21 protein-coding genes and 4 pseudogenes are annotated in these 24,247 nt (G+C 62.0%); 9 read left to right on the plus strand and 16 right to left on the minus strand.

Going from position 1 to position 24,247, the window contains the following annotated elements; genetic code table 11:
- Positions 1 to 17: 17 nt before the first annotated feature.
- The 4 genes from F7R26_RS32190 to F7R26_RS32205 form a co-directional block, all read right to left on the minus strand.
- On the minus strand, positions 18 to 437 hold the full coding sequence (locus F7R26_RS32190) for a hypothetical protein (RefSeq protein WP_206702538.1): 420 nt from the start codon (positions 435 to 437) through the stop codon (positions 18 to 20).
- A gap of 447 nt (positions 438 to 884) precedes the next feature.
- Positions 885 to 1,496 (minus strand): ATP-dependent Clp protease proteolytic subunit, encoded by a 612-nt coding sequence (locus tag F7R26_RS32195; RefSeq protein ID WP_150986705.1) that lies wholly within the window; start codon positions 1,494 to 1,496, stop codon positions 885 to 887.
- A 45-nt stretch (positions 1,497 to 1,541) separates the two neighbouring features.
- Complete coding sequence (locus F7R26_RS32200) at positions 1,542 to 1,901, minus strand: SRPBCC family protein (RefSeq protein WP_150986704.1); 360 nt, start codon at positions 1,899 to 1,901, stop codon at positions 1,542 to 1,544.
- Positions 1,898 to 2,212 carry an ArsR/SmtB family transcription factor gene (locus tag F7R26_RS32205; RefSeq protein WP_150986703.1) on the minus strand — a complete coding sequence of 105 codons (315 nt, stop codon included), beginning with the start codon at positions 2,210 to 2,212 and terminating at the stop codon, positions 1,898 to 1,900. The genes F7R26_RS32200 and F7R26_RS32205 overlap by 4 nt, the downstream gene beginning before the upstream one ends.
- A gap of 206 nt (positions 2,213 to 2,418) precedes the next feature.
- Between F7R26_RS32205 and F7R26_RS41155 the strand changes: the two are divergent.
- Positions 2,419 to 2,517: pseudogene (locus F7R26_RS41155) on the plus strand (dihydroxyacetone kinase subunit DhaK); the annotation flags it as partial.
- Between the two features lie 180 nt (positions 2,518 to 2,697).
- On the opposite strand, the gene F7R26_RS32215 reads toward F7R26_RS41155, so the two are convergent.
- Positions 2,698 to 3,558, minus strand: coding sequence for an MBL fold metallo-hydrolase (locus F7R26_RS32215; RefSeq protein ID WP_150986702.1), 861 nt, complete (start codon positions 3,556 to 3,558; stop codon positions 2,698 to 2,700).
- Between the two features lie 84 nt (positions 3,559 to 3,642).
- On the opposite strand from F7R26_RS32215, the gene F7R26_RS32220 reads away from it, so the two are divergent.
- The 3 genes from F7R26_RS32220 to F7R26_RS32230 are packed head-to-tail and all read left to right on the plus strand — an operon-like array spanning position 3,643 to position 4,843.
- On the plus strand, positions 3,643 to 3,966 hold the full coding sequence (locus F7R26_RS32220) for an ArsR/SmtB family transcription factor (protein ID WP_150986701.1): 324 nt from the start codon (positions 3,643 to 3,645) through the stop codon (positions 3,964 to 3,966).
- Between the two features lie 9 nt (positions 3,967 to 3,975).
- Positions 3,976 to 4,410, plus strand: a complete 435-nt coding sequence (locus F7R26_RS32225) for a YeeE/YedE family protein (RefSeq protein WP_150986700.1) — start codon at positions 3,976 to 3,978, stop codon at positions 4,408 to 4,410.
- A 1-nt stretch (position 4,411) separates the two neighbouring features.
- Complete coding sequence (locus F7R26_RS32230) at positions 4,412 to 4,843, plus strand: YeeE/YedE family protein (protein WP_150986699.1); 432 nt, start codon at positions 4,412 to 4,414, stop codon at positions 4,841 to 4,843.
- Between the two features lie 174 nt (positions 4,844 to 5,017).
- Here F7R26_RS32230 and F7R26_RS42010 read toward each other — a convergent pair.
- Positions 5,018 to 5,167 (minus strand): annotated as a pseudogene (locus F7R26_RS42010) (transposase); the annotation flags it as partial.
- Between the two features lie 54 nt (positions 5,168 to 5,221).
- A pseudogene (locus F7R26_RS42015) lies at positions 5,222 to 5,484 on the minus strand (transposase); the annotation flags it as partial.
- A gap of 238 nt (positions 5,485 to 5,722) precedes the next feature.
- Between F7R26_RS42015 and F7R26_RS32240 the strand changes: the two are divergent.
- The 3 genes from F7R26_RS32240 to F7R26_RS32250 all read left to right on the plus strand — a co-directional run bounded on the left by F7R26_RS32240 (position 5,723) and on the right by F7R26_RS32250 (position 11,543).
- Positions 5,723 to 6,913, plus strand: coding sequence for an efflux RND transporter periplasmic adaptor subunit (locus F7R26_RS32240; RefSeq protein WP_206702539.1), 1,191 nt, complete (start codon positions 5,723 to 5,725; stop codon positions 6,911 to 6,913).
- 67 nt (positions 6,914 to 6,980) lie between these two features.
- Positions 6,981 to 10,025, plus strand: coding sequence for an efflux RND transporter permease subunit (locus F7R26_RS32245; protein WP_277820378.1), 3,045 nt, complete (start codon positions 6,981 to 6,983; stop codon positions 10,023 to 10,025).
- Positions 10,026 to 10,094: 69 nt separating this feature from the next.
- Complete coding sequence (locus F7R26_RS32250; protein ID WP_150986696.1) at positions 10,095 to 11,543, plus strand: efflux transporter outer membrane subunit; 1,449 nt, start codon at positions 10,095 to 10,097, stop codon at positions 11,541 to 11,543.
- Positions 11,544 to 11,730: 187 nt separating this feature from the next.
- Here the strand turns inward: F7R26_RS32250 and F7R26_RS32255 are convergent, their stop codons facing one another.
- Both F7R26_RS32255 and F7R26_RS32260 read right to left on the minus strand, forming a co-directional pair.
- A complete protein-coding gene (locus tag F7R26_RS32255) occupies positions 11,731 to 13,125 on the minus strand; it encodes a heavy metal sensor histidine kinase (protein WP_150986695.1) in 1,395 nt (464 codons plus the stop codon).
- A complete protein-coding gene (locus tag F7R26_RS32260; protein WP_150986694.1) occupies positions 13,122 to 13,808 on the minus strand; it encodes a heavy metal response regulator transcription factor in 687 nt (228 codons plus the stop codon). The genes F7R26_RS32255 and F7R26_RS32260 overlap by 4 nt, the downstream gene beginning before the upstream one ends.
- A 175-nt stretch (positions 13,809 to 13,983) precedes the next feature.
- Between F7R26_RS32260 and F7R26_RS32265 the strand changes: the two genes are divergently transcribed.
- Positions 13,984 to 14,214 carry a hypothetical protein gene (locus F7R26_RS32265; RefSeq protein ID WP_150986693.1) on the plus strand — a complete coding sequence of 77 codons (231 nt, stop codon included), beginning with the start codon at positions 13,984 to 13,986 and terminating at the stop codon, positions 14,212 to 14,214.
- Positions 14,215 to 14,448: 234 nt separating this feature from the next.
- Here F7R26_RS32265 and F7R26_RS32270 read toward each other — a convergent pair whose 3' ends face one another.
- Together F7R26_RS32270 and F7R26_RS32275 are read right to left on the minus strand one after the other, a co-directional pair.
- Entirely contained in the window at positions 14,449 to 15,795 is a 1,347-nt protein-coding gene (locus F7R26_RS32270) for an MFS transporter (RefSeq protein ID WP_150986692.1), read from the minus strand.
- A gap of 91 nt (positions 15,796 to 15,886) precedes the next feature.
- Positions 15,887 to 16,312, minus strand: coding sequence for a DoxX family protein (locus F7R26_RS32275; protein ID WP_150986691.1), 426 nt, complete (start codon positions 16,310 to 16,312; stop codon positions 15,887 to 15,889).
- Positions 16,313 to 16,518: 206 nt separating this feature from the next.
- Here F7R26_RS32275 and F7R26_RS32280 point away from each other — a divergent pair, with 206 nt between their 5' ends.
- Positions 16,519 to 17,439, plus strand: coding sequence for a LysR family transcriptional regulator (locus F7R26_RS32280; protein WP_150986690.1), 921 nt, complete (start codon positions 16,519 to 16,521; stop codon positions 17,437 to 17,439).
- A 372-nt stretch (positions 17,440 to 17,811) separates the two neighbouring features.
- Here the strand turns inward: F7R26_RS32280 and F7R26_RS41850 are convergent.
- From F7R26_RS41850 to F7R26_RS32305, 5 genes and pseudogenes are all read right to left on the minus strand, one after another.
- Positions 17,812 to 17,910, minus strand: a pseudogene (locus tag F7R26_RS41850) (hypothetical protein); the annotation flags it as partial.
- Between the two features lie 125 nt (positions 17,911 to 18,035).
- The gene (locus F7R26_RS32290) at positions 18,036 to 18,770 is read right to left on the minus strand and encodes an MgtC/SapB family protein (RefSeq protein ID WP_150986688.1); all 735 of its coding nucleotides are present in this window, start codon (positions 18,768 to 18,770) and stop codon (positions 18,036 to 18,038) included.
- 12 nt (positions 18,771 to 18,782) lie between these two features.
- A complete protein-coding gene (locus tag F7R26_RS32295) occupies positions 18,783 to 20,168 on the minus strand; it encodes a TolC family outer membrane protein (protein ID WP_241754608.1) in 1,386 nt (461 codons plus the stop codon).
- An 8-nt stretch (positions 20,169 to 20,176) separates the two neighbouring features.
- On the minus strand, positions 20,177 to 23,230 hold the full coding sequence (locus F7R26_RS32300) for an efflux RND transporter permease subunit (protein ID WP_150986687.1): 3,054 nt from the start codon (positions 23,228 to 23,230) through the stop codon (positions 20,177 to 20,179).
- Positions 23,227 to 24,228 (minus strand): efflux RND transporter periplasmic adaptor subunit, encoded by a 1,002-nt coding sequence (locus tag F7R26_RS32305; protein ID WP_241754609.1) that lies wholly within the window; start codon positions 24,226 to 24,228, stop codon positions 23,227 to 23,229. The genes F7R26_RS32300 and F7R26_RS32305 overlap by 4 nt, the downstream gene beginning before the upstream one ends.
- Between the last annotated feature and the right edge of the window lie 19 nt (positions 24,229 to 24,247).

Consider the following 24,247-nt stretch of genomic DNA (forward strand, 5'->3'; position numbering starts at 1 on the left):
GTTTGGAGGACGGCGGGTCAATATCGGCTTAGTTCGTCCCGGCGAGCCGTACGATGCCACGCCACCGGCGCGAGGAGCAGCACCGCCAGAAGGAACGCCACCTGCGAAAGATAGAACGGCTCGAGCCATTGCCGATTCAATGCGACGTAAAACGTGTTGTGGACGACATCGACAATGATGATTGCCGCGGTGAGAGCAATGCCCACCCTTGGTTTGATGAAAAGAAGCAGTGCCGCCAAGGGATCGGCAAATGTCAGCGCTCCCCAGAACACCCGGCTGGCCCAGTACGCGCCATGCCCATAGCCGTAGTCCCAGAGAAAGCCATGTTGAAAATCTGCCCGCACGTGATTGGCTGTCGCGACCAGAAGACAGCAGGCAAATAGAAAACGGATGGAGAATGAAACGCTTGGCATGGCTTGATCTGTCTGCTTGGTCATCTATCTAGTCTTTGCCCGTGGCGATTGGCGGCGGTTGGCGGCGATTGGCGGCACTTCGCAAGCCTGCGCCGCGTGAAAAGCGTTGCCAGCATGCCGATCAGATAGCCACTGCCGGTGGCCACGCTGATGAATAAAACCAGAAGGCCCGAGTACGGCCGCCCCCAGATGGTCGCAGCGGCAAATGCTGCGCTTGCCATGCTGGCAGGCAAGACCACGCGCCATATTACCGAGCGCAGCCGCACGCTCCCGACGGTTGCGGAGATGCCCCCCACAAGCAGGCCGAGGCCAAACGCGATGTCTTCGATGTCTACTCTCCGTTGAGTGTGTGGCTGATGCGTTCGCGGTGGCGCCACTGTCGCGCGGCCAGTTTACAGGCCGCAATCACAGCTGTCGCCTTCCGCATCAAGATCGGAGTTCGCCTGGACGGCGCCAGGAAGCTCGGCTCGCTCACCGCAACGATGTCGGCTCCCGTTGCGTGAGAACGCGGTCGATCAGCCCCCATTCCAGCGCTTGCTCCGATGTCATGTAGCGGTCTCTGTCAAGGGTGCGCTCGACCTCCTCGTAGGTGCGCCCGCAATGTTCGGCATAGAGCCGGGTGACACGCTGCTTGGTCCGCTGCATCTCCTCGGCATGGATGAGGAAATCCGACGCCTGCCCTTGAAAACCGCCCAGCGGCTGATGAACGTGCAGACTCGCATTGGGGAGCGCCGCCCGTTCGCCTGGCTCACCCGCCATCAGCAGAAACGAGCCCATGGAACGCGCGGTACCCATGCACAGCGTATGCACCGGCGCTTTGATGTATCGCATGGTGTCGTACATGGCAAGGCCGCTGGTAATGACCCCGCCGGGCGAATTGATGTAGAGATGGATGGGCTTCGCTGGATTCTCGGCTTCCAGGAACAGGAGCTGTGCACAGACCAATGCGGATACCGCATCGTTGACCTCACCGTTCAGGAAGACAATCCGCTCTCGCAGAAGCCGCGAATAGATGTCGAAGGACCGTTCTCCCCGGCTGGATTGCTCAACGACCGTAGGGACGAGTTGCATCATTTCGCGCATTGGCGAACTCCTGTATTCCAGATTAGCGGTTGTTGGCGCGAGGCGTCAGGCGGCGCGCATGAGGTAGGGCCAGCCGTCGTTCGCGGCCGTCTGCGCGTGGCGCTCTAGCCGAGCGTCTTCCAGCACGTGGATGATGCTAAGCACGGTGCCGCCAACGGCATTGGGCCTGAGCCGAAACGTCACTGTGCTTTCAAGGAAAGGCGCCTCTTCGTCCCGCATCCTGTAGCGAATTTCCTCGTCCGGCGTCGAAGAAACCGGCTCGGCATCGGCCAATGCGCCCTGAGGCAGCCATTTCTCGCGAAACGCGGGGATGCTGATTGCCCGCCAGACTTTCTCGGGCGGCGCGTCGAGTTCGTATTCGAGCACCAGATCCTTCATCTGCCCTTCCGATTGCATGTCGTTCATTGGTCCATGTCCTTCAGCAAAGCCTTCAACGTGTCGACGCGCGCCGGCCAGTAGGCGCGATACTTCGCCAGCCAGCCGGCGATGAGCGCCAAGCCCTCCGGGTTGACCTCGTAATTCACGAAACGGCCTTGCCGCTCTTCACGCACCAGCCTGGCGTTGCGCAGAACCGAAAGGTGCTGGGACATGGCCGACTGGCTGATCTCCATGCCTTGCCGCAAGGCACTGGCGTTCATGCTGCCAGTCGCCAGCTTCTCGAAGATCGTGCGGCGGGTCGGATCGGCCAGCGCCTTGAAGATGTCGTTTTCAATCATGACAATACATTAGCGTATACTTATCTGAATCACAAGCAGTCGAAGGTTGATGCGCGGTGTTTCTCCCGCAGCCCTCGACGCGAGTGGCCGCACGTTCAGCCTTGGCCGGTTGATTCTGCTTACTATGAGAAATAGTCACCGTGGCTGGCTGCATCGCCGGACGAATGCCTTGGCGGTGCCCCAGCCAGCACGCCTGGCGACAGGAGGTGAACATCATTTCGGGCGGCGGCACCGGCCACGCACCTGCCCACGGGGGTTACGCAGGCAGCGGCATGCTGACTGCTGCCGTTGCCGGGCCGGTCTTCATTCATAAGGTCGCGGGTGCCGCGGCCGAAGCCGGTCTATCGCTCGTGGAAGTCATGGCCGAGGCTCACCAGCCAGCCGCGGGCTGGTCACGGTGTTTTTTTTTGCCTTTCGCCTGTCGCACCTCATGAACGACACCGGGCCCGATTCGCCTTGCCACCACGCAAAGCGCGAACCAGTTCTCAGATAGCGTTAAGCGGAATCTTCAGGTAACGAATACCGTTCGCGTCGGCGGGCGGCAACTCCCCGGCGCGGATATTGACTTGCACCGCAGGCAGAATCAGTGTCGGCATCGCCAGCGTTGCATCGCGCGCCTGGCGCATGGCGACGAACTGTTCCTCGCTCACGCCATCGTGCACGTGGATGTTGCCTTCACGCTGTGCGCTGACGGTCGTTTCCCATGTGGGTCCGCGGCCCTCGGGCGGATAGTCGTGACACATGAAGAGGCGGGTATCGCCTGGCAGGTCCAGCAGCTTGCGGATGGAGCGGTACAACGCGTGTGCATTACCACCGGGAAAGTCGCAGCGGGCCGTGCCGACGTCGGGCATAAATAACGTGTCGCCGACGAAGACTGCATCCCCGATCTGATATGCCAGGTCAGCAGGTGTATGGCCTGGCACATGCAGCGCCTTGCCCGTCAGGCCGCCAATGGCGAATTCCTCGTTCTGCGCGAAGAGGTGGTCGAATTGCGAGCCATCGAGCCGGAACTCCGGCTCCAGGTTGAACAGCTTTTTAAACACGCCCTGCACGCTGCGGATGTGTTGGCCGATCGCAATCTTGCCACCCACCCGACTCCGGAGATAAGGCGCGGCCGACAAGTGGTCAGCGTGCGCATGCGTTTCCAGAATCCACTCGACCTGCAGTGCATGCTCACGCACGAAGGTGATGACCTTGTCGGCACTCGCCGTCGAGGTCCGCCCCGCTTTGGGGTCATAGTCCAGGACGGAGTCGATGATGGCGCACTCTGGACGCCCCGCCTGATAGACCACGTAGGTTACGGTCCAGGTCGCCGGGTCGAAGAACGGTTGAATGGTCGCTTGCATGCGGGCCTCCTTGGATGCAACACATTCTATTCACAGACATTTTATTTTTCAATATAATATCAATATCTAAATTGAGGACAACCCATGAGCGAGTCCCATCCCGCCATCGACCTTGACACCATGCAAGCTGCCGCAGCGCAAGCCTGTGCGCTGCTCAAGGTGCTCGCAAACCAAGACCGGCTGCTGCTGATGTGCCAGTTGTCCCAGGGCGAGTTGTCCGTGGGCGAACTGGAAGAGCGGCTCGGCATCCGGCAGCCAACGCTCTCCCAGCAGTTGGCCGTGCTCCGTGAAAACGGTCTGGTGACAACGCGCCGCGAGGGGAAGAGCATCTTCTATTCCATCGCGAGCCAGGAGGCGCTTGCCGTGATGGCCGTGTTGTATTCGCAGTTTTGCGCCAACACCAGGTAGAGGGCCTATATGTTGATTGACCTGGGTAACTTCACACCTGGCCTATCGCTGGCCGGAGGGCTCATCATTGGCGCGGCGGCTGCCGTGCTCGTCCTGTTCAACGGCCGGATTGCGGGCATCAGCGGCATCCTCGGGGGGCTGCTCAGCTTACCGCGTAACGACATGGCATGGCGCGTGGCGTTCCTCGTCGGGCTGGCGGGCGCCCCTGTCCTAGCCAGCCTGCTCGGCAAGCCGGCGACACCCGATATTCAAGCGAGCTGGGGGGAAATTCTGGTTGCCGGCTTCCTGGTCGGCCTCGGCACCCGCTTCGCAAGCGGCTGCACGAGCGGCCACGGCGTATGCGGCATCTCGCGCGGGTCCATCCGCTCGCTGGTCGCGACCATGACTTTCATGGCGGCGGGCTTCCTGACCGTCCTCGTAGTACGACACATGATTGGAGGCTGACATGACCGCAATCGCCGCATTGCTGGCCGGCCTGCTTTTCGGCATCGGCTTGATGGTTTCCGGCATGGCCAACCCCGCAAAAGTGCTGGGCTTCCTCGACCTGACGGGACGCTGGGACCCGTCCCTGGCCTTCGTCATGGTCGGCGCAATCGCCATCGGCTCGCTCGCCTTCTTCATCGCCAGTCGCCGCAAGCACTCATTCCTGGGATTGCCCGTCCAACTGCCGGCCAGCACCGCAATCACGCCGAGGCTTGTCCTGGGCAGCACCGCCTTCGGCATTGGCTGGGGCCTTGCAGGCTTTTGCCCGGGCCCCGCACTGGTTGCAATGGGTGCGGGCTATCCGAAGGCCGCGGGCTTTGTCGCCGCCATGGTGGCCGGCATGGTCGTCTTCGAGGTGGTTGAACGGATGAAATCGGGCATGCAGCGCGCTTAAGCTCGCCGCACGTGGAAATTTCTGAAGAGCATTCCAGTGGTCGCTGCAGCGACCACCCTTGCGGTGTCGACATTGGCCCGCGCACAGGCTGGTGGCTCGAACCTCGATGACAAAGACCCGCCAGCAGTCGAGCTCGGCCATCAGGCAGATACGAACAAGGTCGATAAGACCATGTATCAGATTTGCCGGACCAAACGGGCTGAACAACTTCGCCGTGTTCTTGACCAGGCCCTTGTAGCGAACCTTGCCATGCCCGAAGCGATGCTTGATGACGTGCAACGAATGCTCGACTCGTGAACGGATCCGGGCCTTGGCCCCTTCGACGGCGATCAGCAAGTCCTTGACCGCTCCGTCACGCATCGCCTTGATCTTGCCGCGCCTGACGGCCATGCTGTCGTACAGTGCGTCTTCCAGCGCCTTGTCTGACAGACCGTACCACTGCTGAGCGAAGTAAATACGCAGCATTCGCTCCAGTCCGATCGGCGGTCGCCCACGTTTGCCTTGGGGTAGTACGACTCGACCGCCGCAATCAGCCGCGACCACGCCAACACGCTTTCCATCTCCGTCAGGGAGCGCTGGCGTCGCGTCGCCCGCTTCTTGCCGTGGCTTTCCGCTTCCGCAAAACGAATCTGTCGCCTTATCGCCGACTCATCTTTTGGCCATGCCCATGACAACGCTGGCAAGCCACTCGACGATGACTGCCGCGCTGATTCAATCAGTCTTTCCCTAACAGCTTCCCTCGGTCAGGCCGCTGAATGCCATGTCATGCGCGGCCGGCGACATCGCGATTACGCGCGAGCGTACTGCCCAACACAACTGTCAGCGTGGCGTCAGCGTCGCGTCAGTGATCGTCCGCTATAAATTCCTTGCCAATGATTCATGGCCCGCAATGGCCTACCCAAAATGCAATTGCCGCCCATTTCCACCCGCTCGCGACGCGCGGCGCTGGCCAGTTCTGCCCTCGCACTGATCCTGCTCGGCACACTGGGCCTGCTCCAGCGCAGCCAGTCGAGCCATTCGCCCGCCACCGCAGCGCCGCCCCCGCCCGTTCCCGTACGGCTTTCACGCGTGGAGGCGCGGGATGTGCCACGCCAGGTGGAGAGCGTCGGCACAGTGCGTTCGTTGCGCGACGTCGTGGTGCGGGCGCAGATCGATGGCCATCTCACACGCCTTTATGTGGTTGAAGGCCAGCAGGTCACGAAGGGAGAATTGCTAGCGTCCCTGGACGACCGCCCCATCCAGGCGGCACTCAACCAGGCCCGCGCCACACTGGAGATGACCCAGGCTCAACTGCGGATAGCCGAACTGGATCTGAAGCGCTACAAGACCTTGATGGGCGAGGACGCGATCCCGCGCCAGACACTCGACCGGCAACTAGCGTTGGTGGAACAGCTACGCGCGACCGCGCAAGGCAACCGCGCCGCGATCGCCGCCGAGGAAGTGCGGCTGTCTTACACGCGGATACGCTCGCCCATTTCCGGGCGGGTCGGTCTGCGCAATGTCGACGAAGGCAATCTGGTCCGTATGAATGACACAGAGGGGCTGTTTACAGTGACGCAGATCGCACCGATAACGGTGGAGTTCGCCATGCCGCAGTCGGCGCTGCCAGTATTACAGAGCCTGATTCGCGCCGGCACGCCGGCCGCCGTGCAAGCGATATCTCGCGAGGCTGGAACGTCCGTGGCGCAGGGGCGACTGCTGGTGATCGACAGCCGCGTGGGTACAAGCAATGGCGCGGTACGTGTCAAGGCGGAGTTCGATAACAGTGCTGGTCAGCTCTGGCCCGGCCAGTTTGTCACTGTGCGTCTACAGACAGGGCTGCTGCACGACGCGCTGGTTTCCACGCCTGCGGTGCTCCGCTATGGCGAGCAGGACAAACCGTATGTGTTCCGCCTGAAGCCGGACAGCACAGTGGAGATCATACCCGTCAACGTCCTTTACCAGGACCGGCAGCAAGTCGTGATCGATGGCGTGACCGCCGGCGACCAGCTGATATCCGACGGACAGTCGCGACTGCGCCCTGGCGTACGCGTGACCGTTCCGCCTGCCACCACGAAGGCGAGAATCTGACGTGACAGAACGAGCCCCCCTCTTTCGCTGGTTCGTCGATCACCCGATCGGCACCGTCCTGCTCGCCATGGCGTTGGTCCTGCTGGGCGTAGTCAGCTACTTCCAGTTGCCCGTCGCACCGCTTCCTGAGGCCGAAGTGCCAACCATTCAGGTCAACGCGCTACTGCCTGGAGCAAGTCCCGACACCATAGCGTCGTCAGTCGCCACACCGCTCGAGGTCCAGTTTAGTGCGATCCCGGGCATCGCGGAGATGACGTCAACCAGCGCATTGGGCTCCGCTAGCATCGTCCTCCAGTTCACGCTGGATACACGGCTCGACAGCGCCGTGCAGGAGGTACAGGCGGCGATCAACCGGGCCAGCAGCAGGTTGCCGCCCGACATGCCGTCCATGCCGACCTGGCGCAAAGTCAACCCAGCCGACAGCCCAGTCGCGATCATTGGCGTGCATTCCGATTCGCTCTCGCTGACCGAGGTCAGCGACTATGCAGAGCGTGTTCTGGTGCGCGAGATCGGCCAATTGCCCGGCGTGGGCCTGATCACTACCACCGGCCTGCGCAGGCCGGCCATTCGCGTGCAGGCGTCGCCCGTGGCGCTCGCGGGCGTCGGCCTGACACTGGCGGACATCCGCACCGCCATTCGCGCCGCCAGCCGCAATGCGCCGAAAGGCGCGCTGTATGGCGACACGCGCGTGAGCACGCTCGACACCAACGGCCAGTTGCTCGAGCCAGGCGCCTACGGCGACCTCGTGGTTGCCTGGCGGGGGGGCAGCCCGGTATTCCTGAAGGATGTGGCACAGGTCACGCTGGGCCCAGAGGATGCCTACGTGAACGCATTTCCTAACGGCCGGCCAGGTGTCGCCCTGTCGATCATGCGCCAGCCCGGTGCCAATATCGTCGGGACATATGACCGCATCGCACGTGCCCTTCCTGCCCTGCGCCAAGCGCTGCCCGCAGCCATTCAGGTAGAGATCACCAACGACCGCACCCGCACAATTCGCGCCTCCCTGCACGAGGTCGAGTTGACGCTGGTGATAACCATCGCGTTGGTGATCGGCGTGATGGCGCTGTTCCTACGCCAGTGGTCTGCCACACTGGTCGTCGCGGCGGTGCTGGTAGTGTCCCTGGCGGCCACCTTCGCGGCCATGTACCTGATGGGTTTCAGCCTGAACAACCTGACGCTCGTCGCTGTGGTGGTGGCGGTTGGCTTCATCGTCGATGACGCCATCGTCGTGATCGAGAACATTCATCGTTATCAGGAAACCGGGCTGAGCATGCGACAAGCCGCGCTGCGCGGCGTGGAAGAGGTCGGTTCGACCGTTTTATCAATCGGGCTGTCGCTGGTGGCCGTGTTCATCCCGCTCCTGTTCATGTCTGGCGTGGTCGGCAGGCTGTTCCGCGAGTTCGCGCTGACCTCTGCCGTGGCCATCCTGATCTCCGTGGTCATTTCTCTGACGCTGGCGCCATCGCTGGCTGCCGTGGCCATGCGCCGGGGTGCGCATGGCGTTGATTTCCAGCAATCCCGGCTGTCCGCATGGCTCGTGCAGCGGTACGCCGTCGGACTGCGCTGGTGCCTGCGCCGACAGGGCCTCATGCTAAGCGTGTTCGGCATCACTGTATGCCTCAGTGCAGCCGGCTTCGCGCTGATGCCGAAGGGCTTCTTTCCTCTGCAGGACACAGCCTTTATCGTCGGCACCTCCCAGGCGGCCGCCGATGTCCCATACACGGCCATGCTCGAGAAGCACCGTGCGCTGACTGAAATCATCCGCGCCGATCCTGCCGTGCTCACGATCACCCAGTCAGTAGGTATGACCGGTGGCAGCCAGACACTGGCCAACGGGCGCTTCTGGATAGTGCTCAAGGACCGCTCGGACCGCGATGTTTCAGCCAGTGCCCTAATCGACCGGCTGCGGCCCAAACTGGCGGCAATACCGGGCATTCAGCTTTATCTGCGCGCGGCGCAGGACATCAACATCGGCGCGGGCCAGCCGCGCGCCCAATATCAATATGTGCTGAAGGCGAGCGACACCGGCAGTCTGTACACTTGGTCGCAGCGGCTGGCCGCTGAACTACAGAAGGAGCCGCTCTACCGCGACTTGTCCAGCGACCTGCAGCTTGGCGCCAACGTCATTCGCCTGCAAATTGATCGCGCAGCTGCCGCCCGCCTGGGTCTCACCGCAGGCGATGTAGACGACGCGCTATATAACGCCTTCGGCCAGCGCCAGATCAATGAATTCCAGACCGATACCAACCAGTACAAAGTGGTGCTGGAAGTCGACGGCGACGGCCGAGGCAATATCGAGACGCTTCAATCGCTCCGGCTGCGCTCGCCGGTTTCCGGCGACATGGTGCCGCTCTCAGCCATCGTCACCATCGCCGCGCCAGGTGCCGGGCCGGTTTCGATCCTGCACCACGGCTTGTTGCCCGCCGTCAACATATCGTTCAACCTGGCTGCGCGAGCGCCGCTCGGCGACGCCGTGGCGCGGATCGATGAGATACGCCGCCGCATCGGCATGCCCGCCTCCATCCAAGGCACATTCCTCGGCTCGGCCCAGGCATTCCAGGAGGCGCTGGCTGGTCAGCCGAGCCTGATCCTGGCTGCGCTGCTCGCTGTATACATCATCCTCGGTGTGCTGTACGAGAGCCTGGTCCATCCGCTCACCATCCTGTCCACGTTGCCGTCGGCCGCCATTGGCGCTCTCGCCTTCCTGTGGCTTGGCGGCTTTGACTTCTCGATCATGGCGTTGATCGGCGTAATCCTGCTGATCGGCATCGTCAAGAAGAACGGCATCCTATTAATTGATTTCGCGCTCGAAGCGCGGCGCGCGCGCGGCATCAGTCCTGGACAGGCCATCTATGAGGCCGCGCTCACGCGCTTCCGTCCTATCATGATGACCACGCTGGCAGCTCTGCTAGGTGCCGTACCGCTGATGCTCGGCTTCGGTACCGGCGCGGAGCTACGGCAGCCCCTCGGCGTGGCCGTGGTCGGCGGCTTGCTGTTGAGCCAGATGCTCACGCTCTTCACCACCCCAGTGGTCTACCTGGGACTTGACAGGCTCTCGCGTTACCACAGGAGACCCGTGCAATTGCAGCAGCCGGCGGCTGCCGCGGAATAGGGCAACGCCATGCAGACCCGACAACCCCGCCGAACTCCGGCAGCGCCCACCGCACGTCCGAGCCCTGAAATGATCCCGAGACTGACCGCGCTGCTGGCTGGCTTCCTTATGACCGGCTGCACCCTTGCGCCCCCCTATGAACGCCCTGCATCGCCAGTGGCCCCCGCCTACCCTGACGCACCTGAAGGCTTTGCCAAGCCAGCCCCGGCCACATCGCGCAGCGCCGGCGACATCGGCTGGCGCGAATTCTTCCGCGACCTGCGCCTACAAGGCGTGATTGCCGCCGCGCTGGAGAATAATCGCGATCTGCGCGTGGCCGCGCTCCGGATCGACGAAGCGCGCGCCCTCTATCGCGTGCAGCGCGCCGACTTGCTGCCGCAGTTCGATGCGACGGCGGGTTTCACGCGCCAGCGGACATCCGCCGCGCAATCGCGCAATGGTCAAGGCGAGATCCGACAGTCCTACCAAGCCGGTGGTGCTGTCATCGCTTACGAACTGGATTTCTTCGGCCGCGTGCGAAACCTATCCGATGCGGCACTCGCGCAGTACCTTTCCACCGAAGAAGCACGTCGCGCCGCGCAGCTTTCTCTTGTGGCGGAAGTCGCCAAGGCCTATCTCGCGGAGCGCTCGTACGCGGAGCAGTATGCCATCGCTCGCTCCACGCTCGACGCGCGCAACCGCACCTACGCGCTCACCCGGCAGCGCTACGACGCCGGCATGGCTGCGGCGCTGGACCTGCAGGATAACGAATCCCTGGTCGCCCAGGCCCGTGTGGCGGTGGCCGAGCTGGGCCGCCTTCGCGCGCAGGCGCAGAACGCGCTGGAAGTGCTGGTCGGAACCCCGTTGGCCGCACTGGGAGGGCTACCTGCACCGCTCACGCTGTCGGAAAACAGCGTAATCGCCGACATTCCGGCCGGATTGCCATCGGACCTGCTGGTTCGGCGGCCCGACATCCGCCAGGCCGAGCAACAGTTGCAGTCCGCCAATGCCATTGTAGGGGCGGCGCGCGCGGCATTTTTCCCGCGCATCACGCTGACCGCGACGGCGGGCAGCATCAGCCCTACCCTCGCCAGCCTCTTCGGATCCGACACCGCTACCTGGTCATTCGCGCCGCAACTCGTGCTGCCGGTCTTCGATTTAGGCCGCAACCGTGCGAATCTCGATCTGGCCGAGGTTCGCCTGCGCATTCAGGCCACCAACTATGAGCGCACCATCCAAGTGGCGTTCCGCGAAGTGGCCGATGCGCTATCGGCGCTCGCCACCTTGCAGGAGACGGTGGAGGGCCAGGTGCAGATGCGTGACGCCGAGGCCGCGCGGTACCGGCTTGCCAGCCAGCGATGGCGCAATGGCGTGGGCGGTCAAATGGAATCGCTGGATGCGCAGCGGCAGCTCCTTGCCGCGGAGCAGGCGCTAATACAGGCGCGCCAGCTTCGCCTAGCCAATGCCATCGACCTGTATCGCGCCCTGGGAGGCGGCCTCTCGGAGTGTGGTCCGGTGGCAAGTGCGACACTGCCATGACACCGGCTTCCGGGCCGGTACTGCACGATCCTGTCGACGAGCACCCGTTGCCGCGCGGACTGGTATGCAGGAAAGGCGACCCCGCCTGGCGGGAAAGATGATGGTCTAGCGCAAGCGCCATATTGCCGCGGGCAGGAGTGGCCGGCAGCTAATGGTGAACCTGACTTCTGCGGACATCGCCGACAGGTCAGGGACGTTGGCGATTCTGAAGGCCCTCGAGCATACTGCCTTGAATTCTCATACCGAAGGTGTTTATGCCTTCGCTACTGCTGGCGAAAACGGTGCCGCCATGCATGCGTGCTATGGCCTTGACGATCGCCAGGCCGAGGCCGTGGCTGTCCGCGCCGCGCGCGCGTGATGAATCAATGCGATAGAAACGGTCGAACAAACGACTCAGGTGTTCCGATGCGATTTGGGCGCCAACATTTGACACCGCAACTTCAGCGCCTTCCAGGCACACCCGCATTGTTACGCGCACGTGCGAACGGGGAGACGAGTACTGTATGGCGTTGTGCAGCAAGTTGGTCATCGCTCGCCGGAATAGCGCCTGGTCCACAAGTGTTTCTGCGTCTCCCTCTGTTTGGACCGTCAGGGCCCTTTCGTCAATCAATGGCGTCAGGAATTCAACCGTTTTCTTCACTTCGTCGGAGAGCCTGGTCTGCCTCAATGTTTGTGCAGCCTCTCCCTGGTCGGCTCGGGCCAAAAATAGCATGTCATTGACGATGGCGCCGAGACGTTCCAGCTCCTCGAGATTTGACTGCAATACATTGCGCAGATCTGCCGCGCTGCGTTCGCGAGTGAGCATCACCTGCGTGGCTCCAAGCATGTTTCCTATCGGCGTTCGCAGTTCATGCGCTACGTCGGCGCTAAAGCCTTCTAGCTGCGCATAGGCGGATTCAAGCCGGTCTAGCGCGCCATTGAACGATGAGACCAAAGGGGTCAGCTCACTCACTGCCGGAACAAGGTGCAAACGTTGAGCCCGATTGCTCGGGCTGAGTGACTGCGCGGAAGCAGATAGCTGCGCTACCGGATGCAGTCCGACGCGTGCCACCCAGTAGCCGAGTCCGCTGACGAGTCCGATGCCACACAAACAGATTATGGTCAGTCCGACCGCGAAAGCTCGCATCGTTGCCTCGATCTGCATTGTGCTTACGCCTACAACCAGATGGATCTCCGGATGGTCCACCAGCGGTTTTAGCATTCTCCCAAGGGTTCTCAGCGGGTGCTGCGGATCATCGAGCACCAATTGCTTGATGCGGCTGTCCCCTGGCGGATGAAGCGCGGACGGAAAGTTCTTTCCGTAGTTCAGCGACGGATCCGTACAGGAAATCCAGAAGCGAGTGTTTCCGTCCGTGGTGGTCAACATGGTCAATGTGTCGCGTAACTCACCCCACCGCTCGACCGACGGCACCTTCTCCACGAGGTTCTGGACGACCTCCAGTTTCGCACGCAGGTCGTTGTCCAATTGCTGATCGAGCGTATGACGGAGTCCTTGATATAGCGCGATGCCTGAAAGCGCGAACACTAAAAGCCCGACCAGGCCGAATAGTATCGAGAGTCGGAATGCAATCGAGCGTATCATTGCGTCACATCATTGATCCGGGACTCTAGAACGTAGCCCATACCACGAATGGTGTGTAGCAGCTTGTTATCATACGGCCCATCGATCTTGTCCCGCAGCCGCTTGACCGCAACCTCGACCACGTTGGTGTTGCTGTCGAAGTTCATATCCCACACGAGTTCCGCCAGCTCCGTCTTTGATAGTATTTTTCCCTTGCGCCTCGCCAACGTGGTCAACAGATTGAACTCCTTGGCGGTCAGCTCCAGCCTCACATTGCCGCGATAAGCCTTGCGCGCCAACATATCCACGTGGAGGTCGGCGATCTGAAGATGCACCATTTCCTGCGGCTTTCCACGTCGGATCAACACATGCAATCGTGCCTGCAGTTCGAGGAATGAGAAGGGCTTTATTAAGTAGTCATCAGCGCCCGCCTGCAGACCTTTCACGCGGTCTTCGATCCTGTCACGGGCGGTCAGCATTATCACAGGCGTCTGCCGGCTGGCCCTGAGCGCTTCCAGTACGGCAAATCCATCGATACCCGGCAGCATGACATCAAGCACAATCGCGTCGTAGTCGTTCTGTAGAGCCAGATGCCTCCCATCGATGCCATTGCTTGCCACATCGACCACGCATCCGCCCTCGGTCAAACCGATGCGCAAGTAGTCTGCTGTCTTGGCCTCGTCTTCGACGATCAGAATTTTCATTTGATGTCCCTTGAGTAGGAAACCCAGTTCCGAACGTCATTTTTAACCGAAATCCGATGAGCGCTGAATGACAATTCCGTAAGGTGGACGACAGCGTGGCGTTGAGTCCGGTGATCTATGGTTCTCGATACGCCGCACCATTTCCGCTCACGTAGCCATTCCGCTGGAGTTCCTCATGTCGAAGATCGCCGCCCTGGCTTTCGCATTTCCCCTTCGGCTATATCGCCTCTTCCCGGTTTGGGCTGATCCACTCAATCCACCAGGAGGAACGGCTTCCGGCGAATCGGCTGACCGCTTCGGCCGCCTGGATGCCAACCCTCCCTGCATCAATGTCGCACTCGGCGAAACCGCCATCTGGTCAGTGGCGAGCGGTCATTTACCTGGCTTTTCGACACCTCCGGGGTAGATGGTTTCCCTCTGTAGCGGATCGCAGGTGCCGGATTCGCTGGAGGGGATGTGAACGTTTGCGCGAGTCACGGCACCTTCGACACCTTCTATGAAGACCTAACAACATGACTTCCCCGAGATGTCGCCAAGAGATGAAGCGACGGGCGATCTTCAGGACGGCCTCATGGATGATCGCAAGGGGCCGTCAAAGAACGCTCGTCGGAAGACGGCACGTGCCGCGTACACAACGCCGTCATTGCGCCGCGCTCGCGTGGATCGCCAAGTGGGGACGCCTCGCCATCAGAAACAGCATCAGCGCGGAGATCACGGCCGGCACAGCCACAGCGAGGAATAGGTCGGCATTCGACCAGTTCAACCGGATCAGTTCACCCCCGACCACCGGCCCCACAATGGAGCCGACTCGTCCCACTCCCAGGCTCCAGCCCACGCCAGTGGAGCGCAACGAGGTCGGATAGTAAGTGGCAGCCAGGGCATTCACCGCAGGCTGACCGCCAATGATGCAGATCCCAGTGATACCGACAACGAGAAACAGCAATCCCAGCGGTAGACCGGGCTGACCGATAGTTGCAATTGTGACCGCCGCCAACAGGAAGGCAGGCACGAGTACTTTAAAGAAGCCGATGCGGTCAATCGCCGGCCCCATCGCTAACGTTCCGACCACCCCACCTATCTGCAGCGCCGTACCTACCAGCACCGCCGCCGAAGTCGGGAGCCCGGCGCTCTTGACGATCGTGGGTAGCCAGTTAGAGAGAAAGTATAGATTGAGCAGGTTCATGAAATTGACTGCCCAAAGGAGCAAGGTCATCCTGGCGCGGCCGCCGCGAAACAACTCCAGCACGGGTACGCCACCCTGGCGAGCGCCGGGCACGACCAAGTGCGTGTCCGGCGTGACCGCCAGGGACGGGTCGATGCGGCGCAGGCACGCCGCTACCCGGTCATGCCGCACGCCGCGCACCACCAAGAACTGCATGGACTCAGGCATCTGCAGAAACATCAAGATCGCAAGCACCATCGGCACGATGCCACCCACGATGAAAACGGACTGCCAGCCCCAGGCCGGAATGAGCACGGCCGAGATCAGGCCACCCAGCACCGCGCCGACAGTGAAACCGCTGGACACCAGCATCATCAGCGTCACGCGCTTGCGCTTGGGGCTGAACTCGCTCGCCAGCGCCATGGCGTTGGGCATGATGGCGCCCAGGCCCACGCCGGTAGCAAACCTCAGCCCCAGCAGTTGCGTAATGCTGGTTGCCTGGGAAGTGGCGAGCATGCACAGCGCAAAGGCAAGCGTAGCCCAGATCAAGACCGGGCGGCGCCCCACCTTGTCGGCAACGACACTGAAGGCCAGCGAGCCCAGCAGCATGCCCAGCAAGCCCGCGCCGAATACAGGGCCGAGCGCAGCCTTGTCCACGCCCCAGGCCTGGATGATGGCGGGCGCGACGAAGCCCATGGATTGCACGTCGAACCCATCGATGATGACTGTCAGGCCAGTCAGCAGCAGGATCCAGATCTGGAAGGTGCTGAGGCGGCTTGTGTCCACGACCGCCGAAACGTCTATAGTGGGCTGCGGTTTAAACATCGCAGGTGCCTCCTGTTGGGGCATTGTTGGATATTGACGGCAACCCGGCTCAGATCCTGACCGAAGTTTCGCCACGGACTCTCGACTTTGCCTAGTCGGCAGCCCGGCCGAGGCGCGGGATTGCATTGGTGCATGCGAGCATCAGTAATGCGCCGAACAGGGCGCAATTCTTGAGGAAATGATTCAGCTGGTTGCTGTAGTTGGCAGAGTCAGCGAACCAGAAGCTATGGAAGATAAACGTGGCTGGAACCACAAACAGCGCCAGTACCGCAGCGGCGAACCGCGTCTTCCAACCTAGCGCCAATGCCAGCCCTACCCCAACTTCGACGATGATGACAAGGACGGTGACGCACTGCACGAATGGCAGCCCTAAGGTTGTGAGCATTGCCGAAACGCTGGCAAAATGTCCGATTTTCAACAAGCCAGATACGACAAACAGCGCGCCCAGCAGTGCGCGCCCTACGACTACGCCCAAGTGCAGTCTCGGTGACGCAGAAAAGGATTGGATTTTGTTCATCCCTAGACTCCATATCGTTGCGATCCTGATGGCTTCATACTCTACGAGTAGTCCCTACCAACAAGAAGTCATCCGGCGGCATTTCATTTGTGCCACGGCGGCACAAATTCTTGAACACGCAACATTGCGAGTCGGCCATATCACGTTGGCCAAGCTCCGCGCGGCAACGGATGATGCCGCGATATTTCCTTTCGGGGACACACGTCATGAAAGATCTGGACACGAGCAAACTGAATACAGTGGAACTGTTCTGCGCTGCGGCGAAAGCGCAGAGCTTCACCGCGGCGGCGGCCTGCCTGGGGACCACGCCGTCCGCGATTAGTAAGGCTGTGCGGCGCCTGGAGAACAGGTTGGGAATCAAGCTGTTTCAGCGCACAACCCGCGCCATCCGCCTGACAGACGACGGACTTGCTTACTACAAGACCTGCCACCAGGCGCTGGAGAGCATCCAGGAAGTAGAGCAGGCGCTTACCTGCCATAGCAGGCCTCGCGGCGTGCTGCGCATAAGCCTGCCTTACAGTTACGGCATCAAGCGCGTCATCCCACTGATCCCACGGTACGTCGAGCGCTACATGGGGCAAGTGAGGATCGAAGTCTCTCTTAGCAATTCGTTGGCTAATTTCGTGAAACAGGACTTCGATATGGCTATCCGGCTGGGGCCGATAGCAGACTCAAGGCTGGTTGTGCGCCGCTTGCATGAGGCACAGTTTCGTGTCGTCGCCACGCCAGCGTACCTGCGCCAGCATGATGTCCCCCGCAGCCCCGATGATTTGCGCCAGCATAATTGCCTGGGGTTGCTTATGCCCGATAGCGGACGCGTCCTGCCTTGGACTTTTTCTGCCGAGGGGAATGCCAAAAGCGAAGTCGCCATTCGCTCGAGCATGACCTTTGATCACCCGCTGGGCACGCTGGCTGCCGTACTCAGCGATGCCGGTATCGCGCAATTGCTCGACTTCACGGTTGATGATGATCTTCGTAGCGGTCGCCTGGTCGAGGTACTGGCGGACGTACGTCCACCGGCCCAGGCGGTTTCGGCCGTCTATCCCAGCAGCCGAAATCTGTCGGCAAAGGTGCGCACGTTCCTGGATTTCCTGCTTGAGGCAGTCGATGAGCGGAATTGTGGCTAGGGATCTCACCACCCTAGTGAGGGCTGAGGCACGTTGCCTTGAGGCGAACCTAGCCTTAACACAAGCCGTTGCTTTCGCTCGAATTCGGTCCGACCCAATCCTGAACCGACCAGTTTTTCACTCCGAATCCTCACGCTGATTCCAGCGCCATGAAGACTACGCCGTTGGCCGAGGACGCTGCCGCACGGTCACGATGCCGCAGCCGCGGGCGAGTTCGCGGTTCTGGTAGGTGGCTAGCTTGGGGCCGGATCAAAGCGTCGAGCGGTGAGCGGTGAGCGGTGAGCGGGTACCGGTTCAGCGTGAGGCCCATCGCGCATCGTCGCTGACGACCTCCGCGCCTTCGGTTGATGCCACCGGGTTGGCATGTTCCTCCATCACGCGGCACAGTTGGTCAGCCTCGCCGGCACTGAAACCAGCCGCCAGCATAGCCACCTGCATGACCTGTTCCTGGAAGATGGGCCCGCCGAGCGTGCAACAGCCGGAACCTCCGAAATGTCGAGCCTGATACTGCGTTGATGGCGATCGCGCCAATCCGCACACGTCGCAAAAGGCCCGGCAACGCCATTCAAAGATTGAAGTGAGAACCGATACCCGGATCAACTGCGCACCGGCACGATACTGAACCGAGAGACTCCCTGGGTTGCAGCCATCTCGGCCGCCAGTCCCGCCGGCGATAGCGCGCGCGCCTTGTCCGGTGCGACCAGGCTGACTCGCCACACGGCCTGGTTGTCGGCAAACGTGATGGTCAGGCTGTCGTGCAGCACGCGATAGCCGCGAGACCTTGCCCTGTCGATCAGCAGATCGAAGTCCGGTGCTTCGCCGGGTTGGAAAGTCAGCGACACATCAAGCGTCATGCGCCCCGGAAGCCTGGACTCCAGCCGGTGCAACAGGGACATCGAGCCCACGCATAGCACGGCGAGCACCAACGCGGCGGCATAGAAGCCAACCCCGAGCAACACGCCTATGGCCGAGGCAGCCCAGATGGACGCCGCGGTCGTGAGGCCGCGGATGCGCATGCCGTCCTTCATGATGACCCCGGCGCAGAGGAAGCCGACGCCGGTGACCACGCCCTGGATAGTATGGGTCGGATCTGCCTGGATGTGCGCCGTGGCGCCGCCATACCAGAGCGACGCGTGACCGACGAATACCGTCAGCGCCGTGGACGCCATGCACACGAGGCCGTAGGTGCGCATGCCGGCGGCGCGCCCGTTGTACGAGCGCTCGTAGCCCACCAGCATCCCGAGCAGCAGCGCGCCCACCATGTTCAGCCCGATAAACGCGTTGGCAGCGAGAAAGGCGCTGCTCCAATAGTGCTGCAGATCTCCTAGCATAGGATTTCGCGATCAGGCTGCGAGCCAGGCATTCAACGAGCGCAAGGTTTCCTCGCTCAGTTCCCCCGCCGCGGCGGCAAGCCGCAGACGGCCAAGGAGGTAGTCCAGGCGTGCCTGAACCAAGTCAAGCTCAGCGGCGAACACGCGCTGCTGTGCGTCCAGTACGTCGGGTTCCGTACGGGTGCCAACGTCCCGGCCCAGCGTCGTCGCCGCGAGCGCGCTACGCGCCGAAGTCAACGACTGCTCAAGCGCGGCGACGCGCGACACGCCCGTTTTCACCGAGAGGAATCCGTCCTGCACATTCAAGCGCACGTCTCGCCGGGCGGCGGCAACCTCCTGCTCCGCCTGGCTCCTTCTCGCAACGGATTCCCGCTCGCGCGAATCCAGTCCGCCGCCCGCGTACAGCGGAATGTTCAGCTGCACGCCGATCGTCGCGGTTCGGGTGTTGCTGGCTGCAACCCAGGGAGCCAGGTTGCCGGTCTGGCCTTGGGCGCCGTAACGGGCCACGAGCGCGACGGTCGGGCGACTGCTGACGCGGTACTTGTCGATCTCCGCGCGGGCAATGTCGAGCTCCGACTGCTTGGTCTTCACGACGTAGTTCTGATCTTCACCCCTTGCCTGCCACGCCAGGAGATTGTCCGGTTCCGGCGGTCGCGGCGCGAAATTTGGCGCCAGCCCGCTGAGCTGATCGGGCGGCAGGCCGACCGTTTCCAGGAAGCGCGTGCGTCGTTGCTCTAACGCAGACTGCGCCGTGACTTCGCGACTCTCCACGCCATCCAGGCGCGCCTGGGCTTCATGAAGATCGGTGATCTTGCCCTGGCCGATGTCGAAGCGCGCCTTCGCGCGGTCCCGTTGCTGTCGCAAGGCCGCCTTCTCGGCCCGCACTACACGCAGCGTTTCCTCGCCCAATACCACGCCGAAATAGGCCTCGGCCACCCGCAAGGCCAGATCCTGGCGAGACTGGTCGAACTGCGTTTGCGCCAGGTTCGATTGCTCGCCCAACTGCTTCCTCGTGGCTACCGCGGTCTTGTCGTAAAGCGGCTGCACGAGCAAGACGCCGGCCTGCCTCGCCGTGCCCGAACTATCGGCGGAAACCAAGGGCGCGAGCTCGGCTGGCGGGTTGGCGGACGAACGATTGTTGATCCGATCCAGTGCCGCCTGGAGGCTTACGCGGGGACGCAGCAAGGCATCGCCCTGCACAGCCTTCTCACGCCCGGCCGTGAGCGCATCATTTGCAGCCAGGCTTGTCGGATCATGCGCCAAGGCCTGTTGGTAGGCCCCCACGAGATCGATAGCGCCCGACGCTCCAGCGTTCAGGAAAAGCATGCAGCCCAACGCCACTTGCCCGGCCCGCAGGGCCATACTCAATCTTTTCATCGACATAACTTTCATCGTCATACTTGCGATCAGACGGTCTCCGGGCGCTTGGCCCGATAGCAGGTCGCATACAAAGCGGGAAGAAAGACGAGCGTCAACACCGTGGCGACGGCGAGTCCTCCCATGATTGCCCACGCCATCGGGCCCCAGAACACGGAATGGGTAAGCGGCACCATCGCCAGAATTGCAGCCAAGGCAGTCAGCACGATCGGACGCAGCCGCCGCACCGCCGCTTCGACGATGGCTGTCCACAGTGCGACGCCCGCGCCCACGTCCTGATCGATCTGTACGACCAGGATCACCGAGTTGCGGATGATCATTCCAGCGAGGGCGATCACACCCAACATGGCGACAAAGCCAAATGGAATCTGAAATGTGGCCATGATCGCGCTGACACCGATCAGCCCGAGCGGCGCGGTCAGCAGGACCATCGCCATCTTCTTCATGTCCTGAAGTTGAATCATCAGCAGCAAGAGCACCGCGATAATCGTCACCGGCATCACCGCGAAAACAGAACGCTGGGCCTTCTCACTCGATTCGTAAGCGCCTCCGATCTCGATGCCATAGCCGAGCGGAAGCGCCTTTTCCAATGCATCGATCTTCGGCTGTAGCGCGCGCGTGACGTCAGGTGCCTGCGCCCCCGCGATGTCGGCACGAACGGTCAGCGTTGGCACGCGGTTGCGCCTCCAGAGCTCGCTGTCTTCGCTGTCAAGCGTGAGCCGGGCCACTTGCGAGACCGGCACAAATTTTCCGTCGCGCACATAGATCTTGGCATCCTTCAGGTTGTTCAGGTCCGTGCGCTCCGCCGCGACGAGGCGCGCGACCACGTCGATACCCTGGTCCTCCTCACGGTACTGCGTGATTGGCGTGCCCGACAACGAGGCCTCGAGGGCTTCCTTGATCTGGCCTGAACTGATGCCCAGTGCACGCGCCTTATCCTGGTCCACGTCGATCTGCACGCGTTTGATGCGTTCGCCCCAATCCTGGTTGACCTGGCGCACATGCGGCTCTTCGCGCATGATGTCGGCCACCTGCTGACCGATCGCGCGAACCTTGACGTTGTCCTGCCCGTACACGCGGAACTGCACCGGGTATCCGACTGGCGGACCGTTCTCCAGTCGATTGACGCGGCCCCGCACATTCGGGAATCTTTCGTCGAACAGCTTCTCGAGCTTCTCCTTCGCCCGCTCCCGTGCCTCACCGCCCCTCGTCATCACCAGCATCTCGCCCAGGTTCAGATTGGGCGTCTGCACATCGAGCGGCAGGTAGAATCGTGGCGTACCGTTGCCAACAAAGCTGGTCACGGCAGCAATGTCCGGATCGCCCTTGAGCAGGTCTTCCAGCGTCTGGACCTCGCGCTGACTCGCCTCAAAGGTCGAGGCTTTCGGCATCCACAGGTCCACAATGAGTTCGGCCCGGTCTGACGCGGGAAAGAACTGCTGGGGTATCGCCTTGAACAGCACCAGTGCGCCGACAAATGCCGCGAGCGTGATGCCGAGCACCCACACGCGCTGCTTAAGGCAGAAGTCAATGAAGTGGCGGAACTTGACATAGAAGCCGCGCTGGTAGACGGCATCCTCGTCATGCGACGCATGCGCATGCTCCTTCAACAGCTTGAAACCGATGTATGGCGTGAAGAGGACGGCCACGATCCACGACAACAACAGCGAAATGCCCACCACCTGGAACAGGGAGTACACATATTCGCCGGTGCCCGACTTCGCAAAGCCGACCGGCAGGAAGCCCGCCGCCGTGATCAACGTGCCGGTAAGCATCGGGAAAGCCGTGGCCGTGTACGCGTAGGTGGCGGCGCGGAACTTATCCCAGCCCTGCTCGAGCTTCAGTGCCATCATTTCGACGGCAATAATGGCGTCATCCACCAATAGTCCGAGCGCAATGATCAGCGCACCTAGCGAGATGCGCTGCAAGTCGATGCCCATCACATACATCGCCAGGAACGTCATGGCCAGCACGAGCGGGATGCTGAGCGCGACGACCAGTCCCGTGCGCAAGCCCAGCGACAGGAAGCTCACGACGAGCACAATGATCACTGCCTCGGCCAGACTCTTCTTGAACTCGAATACGGAATGCTCGACGATACGTGGCTGGTCGCTTACGGCGTGGATCTGCACACCCACCGGCAAGGTGGACTCGATGCGCTTGACCGTTTCGTCCAGCTTTGTGCCAAGCCGAATCACGTCGCCGCCCTTGCGCATGCTCACCGCAAGTCCAATCGCCTCGTTGCCGTTGAAGCGCATCCTCGAGGTGGCAGGCTCCACAAAGCCCCGACGGACGTCGGCGATATCGCCAAGGCGGAAGGTACGCTGGCCGGCACGGATGCCGATGGCGCGAATTCCTTCGACCGAGTCAAACTCGCCACTGACAGCCAGCCGCACCTGTTCCGCAGTGGTTTGCACCGTCCCGCCCGACGTCACGACATTGGTTTGCTGGAGCGTCGACGCAATCAGTGCCGGGTCGATCCCCAGCGAGGCGAGCTTGGCGGTGGAGACTTCCACATAGATCTTCTGTTCCTGCTTGCCCACGAGGTCGACCTTGTTGACGTCGCCGACACGAAGAAACTCGTTACGCGCGGCATCTGCAATCCGTCTCAGATCGTCATAGTCGAAGCCATCACCAGTGATGGCATAGAGGTTACCGAAGGTGTCCCCGAACTCGTCATTGAAGAAAGGTCCCTGCGTGCCCTGTGGCAGGGTATGCCGGATGTCGCCCATCTTCTTCCGGACCTGGTACCACACGTCCGGCACTGCGCCCGGTGGTACGTCCTCGCGCAAGTTCACCTTGACCTGCGTTTCGCCCGGCTTCACATAGGTGGACGTATAGTCGATCTCCGCCACCTCTTGCAGCTTGCGCTCGATCTTGTCAGTGACCTGATCGGCCATCTGCTGGGCGGAGCTCCCCGGCCAGTACGCCTGGACGACCATGGTCTTGATCGTGAACTCCGGGTCTTCCTTCTGGCCAAGGCTGCCATAGGCCAGCACGCCGGCCACGGACAACAGCAATAGCAGGAACGCGATCATCTGCTGGTGCTTCAGTGCCCATTCGGACAGGTTGATGCCTTTCACTTCACACCTCCCGCCCTGGCGACAGCTACCGCCTCGGCCACCTTCACCTGCTGGCCAGGCTGCAGCATATGCACGCCGGCACTCACGACGGTCTCTCCTCCCGCCAGTCCCCCAACCACGATCACACTGTCATTCTGCGCGGCGCCCAGCTTGACTTCACGCGCGATCACCCGCGACGTCTTCGGATCAACCACCCACACCTGCCGGCCATGTTCATGATCGACAATAGCGGTCAGCGGCACGCGGACAACGCCGTTGCCGTCCACGTCCGGTGCTATGACAGACGCTGTCATGCCTAGCCGCAGGAGGTCCGGATCCGCGTCCTGAATGGAAATGCGTGCCGAGTACGTCCGCGTGATGCTGTCCGCATCCGGCGCAAGCTCCCGGAGCTTGCCGGTCCATGACTTGTCCGGATGCGCCCAGGCCGTGATCTTCAGCGTCGACGCCTTACGCAGTTCGTCGACTCGCGACTCGGGAATACTGATCGAGACCTCGCGTTCGCCGTCAGCCGCAACGGTCACGATCGACTGCCCGGCCGCGACCACCTGCCCGGCTTCCGCGTTGACTGCACTGACCACACCATCGCGGTCGGCCAGGAGCGTGGTAAAACCGCGCAGGTTGGCATTCAGCTGCTGGCGCGCCTGGGCAGAACGCAGTTGTGCTTCCGCCTGGTTGAGCGCCAGCCGCTGCTGGTCCAGCTCGGCTTGCGAGGCAAAGTTCTGCGCGAGCAATTGCTCGGTACGCCGAACATCCACCCGCGCCTGGGCTACCCGGCCCCTCGCGGCATCAGCCTCCGCACCCGCCGCAGCCACCTGCAACGTCTCCTGGGTGGGGTCGAGCTGGAACAACGGCTGGCCGCGCTTGACGTGGCTGCCCACCTCCACCATGCGCGCGACGATCTTGCCGGCTGTGCGGAATCCAAGCTGACTTTCGTAACGCGCGCGAATCTCGCCTGAGTAGGTCGCGCCGACCGACCCGGCGGTACGTCCGGCGACCACTGTCCGCACCGGCCTTACG

Source organism: Cupriavidus basilensis (assembly GCF_008801925.2).
Taxonomy (GTDB): Bacteria; Pseudomonadota; Gammaproteobacteria; order Burkholderiales; family Burkholderiaceae; genus Cupriavidus; species Cupriavidus basilensis.

Excerpts from the sequence above, each read along its gene's own strand:
- F7R26_RS32190 (WP_206702538.1), bottom strand. The coding sequence starts at position 437 with ATGACCAAGCAGACAGATCAAGCCATGCCAAGCGTTTCATTCTCCATC.
- F7R26_RS32195 (WP_150986705.1), bottom strand. The coding sequence starts at position 1,496 with ATGCGCGAAATGATGCAACTCGTCCCTACGGTCGTTGAGCAATCCAGC.
- F7R26_RS32200 (WP_150986704.1), bottom strand. The coding sequence starts at position 1,901 with ATGAACGACATGCAATCGGAAGGGCAGATGAAGGATCTGGTGCTCGAA.
- F7R26_RS32205 (WP_150986703.1), bottom strand. The coding sequence starts at position 2,212 with ATGATTGAAAACGACATCTTCAAGGCGCTGGCCGATCCGACCCGCCGC.
- F7R26_RS32215 (WP_150986702.1), bottom strand. The coding sequence starts at position 3,558 with ATGCAAGCGACCATTCAACCGTTCTTCGACCCGGCGACCTGGACCGTA.
- F7R26_RS32220 (WP_150986701.1), top strand. The coding sequence starts at position 3,643 with ATGAGCGAGTCCCATCCCGCCATCGACCTTGACACCATGCAAGCTGCC.
- F7R26_RS32225 (WP_150986700.1), top strand. The coding sequence starts at position 3,976 with ATGTTGATTGACCTGGGTAACTTCACACCTGGCCTATCGCTGGCCGGA.
- F7R26_RS32230 (WP_150986699.1), top strand. The coding sequence starts at position 4,412 with ATGACCGCAATCGCCGCATTGCTGGCCGGCCTGCTTTTCGGCATCGGC.
- F7R26_RS32240 (WP_206702539.1), top strand. The coding sequence starts at position 5,723 with ATGGCCCGCAATGGCCTACCCAAAATGCAATTGCCGCCCATTTCCACC.
- F7R26_RS32245 (WP_277820378.1), top strand. The coding sequence starts at position 6,981 with ATGGCGTTGGTCCTGCTGGGCGTAGTCAGCTACTTCCAGTTGCCCGTC.
- F7R26_RS32250 (WP_150986696.1), top strand. The coding sequence starts at position 10,095 with ATGATCCCGAGACTGACCGCGCTGCTGGCTGGCTTCCTTATGACCGGC.
- F7R26_RS32255 (WP_150986695.1), bottom strand. The coding sequence starts at position 13,125 with ATGATACGCTCGATTGCATTCCGACTCTCGATACTATTCGGCCTGGTC.
- F7R26_RS32260 (WP_150986694.1), bottom strand. The coding sequence starts at position 13,808 with ATGAAAATTCTGATCGTCGAAGACGAGGCCAAGACAGCAGACTACTTG.
- F7R26_RS32265 (WP_150986693.1), top strand. The coding sequence starts at position 13,984 with ATGTCGAAGATCGCCGCCCTGGCTTTCGCATTTCCCCTTCGGCTATAT.
- F7R26_RS32270 (WP_150986692.1), bottom strand. The coding sequence starts at position 15,795 with ATGTTTAAACCGCAGCCCACTATAGACGTTTCGGCGGTCGTGGACACA.
- F7R26_RS32275 (WP_150986691.1), bottom strand. The coding sequence starts at position 16,312 with ATGAACAAAATCCAATCCTTTTCTGCGTCACCGAGACTGCACTTGGGC.
- F7R26_RS32280 (WP_150986690.1), top strand. The coding sequence starts at position 16,519 with ATGAAAGATCTGGACACGAGCAAACTGAATACAGTGGAACTGTTCTGC.
- F7R26_RS32290 (WP_150986688.1), bottom strand. The coding sequence starts at position 18,770 with ATGCTAGGAGATCTGCAGCACTATTGGAGCAGCGCCTTTCTCGCTGCC.
- F7R26_RS32295 (WP_241754608.1), bottom strand. The coding sequence starts at position 20,168 with ATGACGATGAAAGTTATGTCGATGAAAAGATTGAGTATGGCCCTGCGG.